2 protein-coding genes are annotated in these 1,518 nt (G+C 36.3%); both read right to left on the bottom strand.

Features of this window, described 5'->3' with window-relative positions:
* Positions 1–229 precede the first annotated feature (229 nt).
* On the bottom strand, positions 230–937 hold the full coding sequence (locus F6K06_RS33470) for a transposase (RefSeq protein ID WP_287245559.1): 708 nt from the start codon (positions 935–937) through the stop codon (positions 230–232).
* A 34-nt stretch (positions 938–971) separates the two neighbouring features.
* Entirely contained in the window at positions 972–1,385 is a 414-nt protein-coding gene (locus F6K06_RS33465) for a hypothetical protein (RefSeq protein WP_205127573.1), read from the bottom strand.
* Positions 1,386–1,518: the final 133 nt, after the last annotated feature.

Raw genomic sequence — 1,518 nt, 5'->3', positions numbered from 1 at the left:
TTGACTACTCCCCGGACTTAAGTCACGGGGATTCTAAGCAGATACTACGCAACAGGATAAATCCGTGTTGCTCCGTTTCTTCTTAGCTGACCAAAGATATATTCTTTGGGGACAAGTCAAAATGCCCCTACACAGTCGGCTTAAGTTTAACCCTAGCTTTCTGCTTACTTTTGTGATTATATTTGCAGCCCCATTACAGTCTGCATTAATACACCAATTATTGCCTGTTCTATACAAACCACGCTGTCTTGATGCAGTCGCTCATGGGGGAAACCCCCAAGACCGCGCTGCATCGCTTTATTCTCTTTCCTGACGGTTTCCAATTATTGGGTTTCTCACCATAATTAGGTAGATTGTCACCATCTAAAAATGAAGCAATACTTGTATAACTTTCCTCAGTTTCTATAAATCTAATCCCATACTCAGAACATAATTGAGCTATTCTTTCCTTGAGTCTAGCTGTCGGAATTGGTACAAATTCTGAATTACTTTTCTTTCCTAATTCTATTTGATTTTTCTGACCTTTATTCCAGCCAAATACAATTGTACCAATATGATTTTTTAAACAATGATTAATCACTATCCTGGCTGCTTTATTAATTCCATCACGGATTTGGCGGTTACGCTTTTCTGTAATGGCAGCTAGTTTATTTGACCAAAATCCAGTCGGTTGATTTTCTTTAATAGTTGATACTTGTTTGTTGTACCAACGATTCATTGATTTAATCTGTTTCCCATCTACAATTAAGCTAGTATTTACATTGGATACACAGGTCAACCAATTATTTAAACCATGGTCAATTCCTAATACATTTTCTTGATTTAATTGAGGTTTAACTATTACTTCTCTTTCATAAACAAATTCCCAATAAAAACATCTGTTTCTCGGTAATATTCTCAGTTCTTTGAGAGTAGAGAATGCTAGATTACTAGGCATTGGAATTAAAAAGCTATCTACTCCAAACCAGCGTTTACAGGTATTCTAAGCGTGGTATTCTAATTTGATTATCTTTAAGTTTTAATGCTTGCTTAGGGTAACTTACTGTAGCCATTCCCCCTTTTTTTCTATAGTTAGGAATCCTTGGTCTGTGTTCGATTTTACCTTCATTATAGGCAATAATAAGACCATAATAAGACCTAAATGATTCAGCTACAGTTCTCAATGTTTGTTGTGCTGCTTGAGAATATAAAACTTTGTAATGATAGTTGTTTTTATAGACCTTTTCCAAGTCAAACTTGCCAATACCAATCCTGGCTTTAAAATATAATTGCCGACCATAGTATATGCCCATGTTAGTTAGTTTGTGAGACTGTTCGCACAAGAATGTTAAAATGGGAATTAATTCAGGATTTTTACCTACTAAAACTTGCTGACAACAGTACATTTGAAACGGGCAGACCGAACAGTTATTGTAGGTAATAATAACACAGGACAACTAAAGTTGTCTAGTCTAAGCGACTCGCTTGTTTTCATCCCCCGGTTAAAACACGGGGGCCTTCAACGTCGCTTTTCGGTAA

The sequence above is a fragment of the Okeania sp. SIO1H4 genome, from assembly GCF_010672695.1.
GTDB lineage: Bacteria > Cyanobacteriota > Cyanobacteriia > Cyanobacteriales > Microcoleaceae > Okeania > Okeania hirsuta.
Note: the sequence above shows the minus strand (reverse complement) of the source record. Positions and strands in the feature narration are given on the sequence as shown.

Coding starts and splice junctions, on each gene's coding strand:
- F6K06_RS33465 (WP_205127573.1), bottom strand. CDS start 1,385: ATGTACTGTTGTCAGCAAGTTTTAGTAGGTAAAAATCCTGAATTAATT.
- F6K06_RS33470 (WP_287245559.1), bottom strand. CDS start 937: ATGCCTAGTAATCTAGCATTCTCTACTCTCAAAGAACTGAGAATATTA.